This window comes from Luteirhabdus pelagi, assembly GCF_016827595.1.
GTDB classification, from domain to species: domain Bacteria; phylum Bacteroidota; class Bacteroidia; order Flavobacteriales; family Flavobacteriaceae; genus Luteirhabdus; species Luteirhabdus pelagi.
In genome coordinates, this window is record NZ_JAECMS010000035.1 from 1 (window position 1) to 792 (window position 792).

Annotated in this window: 1 protein-coding gene; it reads left to right on the forward strand. The window is 34.3% G+C overall.

Annotation, left to right across the window (positions count from 1 at the left end; all coding sequences use genetic code 11):
* Window positions 1-87 precede the first annotated feature (87 nt).
* Window positions 88-594: a hypothetical protein gene (locus I4Q58_RS15455; protein ID WP_203296812.1), complete on the forward strand. Its 507-nt coding sequence runs from the start codon at window positions 88-90 to the stop codon at window positions 592-594.
* Window positions 595-792 lie beyond the last annotated feature (198 nt).

The following is a 792-nucleotide window of genomic DNA, read 5'->3' on the forward strand; positions in this document are numbered from 1 at the left end:
AAATTCATTTCAAAAAAGTCTTATCTGAAAAATACGTAACTTCATCCCCGCGCAACGACGCATTATACAAAACCGTTACCTGCAATTATGCGAAAAATCCTAATGATTATTTTGATTTTGACATGTGGAAATGCCTTTTCACAAGAAACAGTCGGATTGAGAGATGTTTACACTGAACAGGGATTGACTTACAGCAACAATAACAATAAATTGTTTTCTGGAAAAGCTCAACATGTCAGAAAAAACGGTCACTTGGTTTATGAAGAATATTTTGAAGATGGCTATTTGACCAAGACAATAACTTACTACAATGGCACGGATGAACCAACTCCCTCAACGATTACTGAATACTACATCGGAACTGATAATAAGAAAAAGACAACAAACTTCGGATTGAAAAAACCGACAGTTGAATTTATACATTATGATCAGAATGAAAATAGAACTCTAATTGAGCGATTCGAGGATGAGGATTTGGTTTATAGATGTGAATTTAAAAAAAACAGAAAGCATGGAATTGAATTTTGCTTGGATAAGAATGGAGAGGAACTTCGAATTGAATATGAGAATGGAAAAAAACTGAATAAAACATAACTGCAGGTAACAACGTATAACGATGCATTACTCTGGTGAATTCAATTGCATTGAATTCACGTAGAGACGTTCCCTCCCATCGACTAATTGAAAATTACGTAAATTGCTCAACGAGCAACGCACGTTATACAAATCCGTTAGCAGTTATATTTGGGAAATGACACAAGTCTTCAAAATTGATCTGAAACACCAACTAAA

Coding starts and splice junctions, on each gene's coding strand:
- I4Q58_RS15455 (WP_203296812.1), top strand. CDS start 88: ATGCGAAAAATCCTAATGATTATTTTGATTTTGACATGTGGAAATGCC.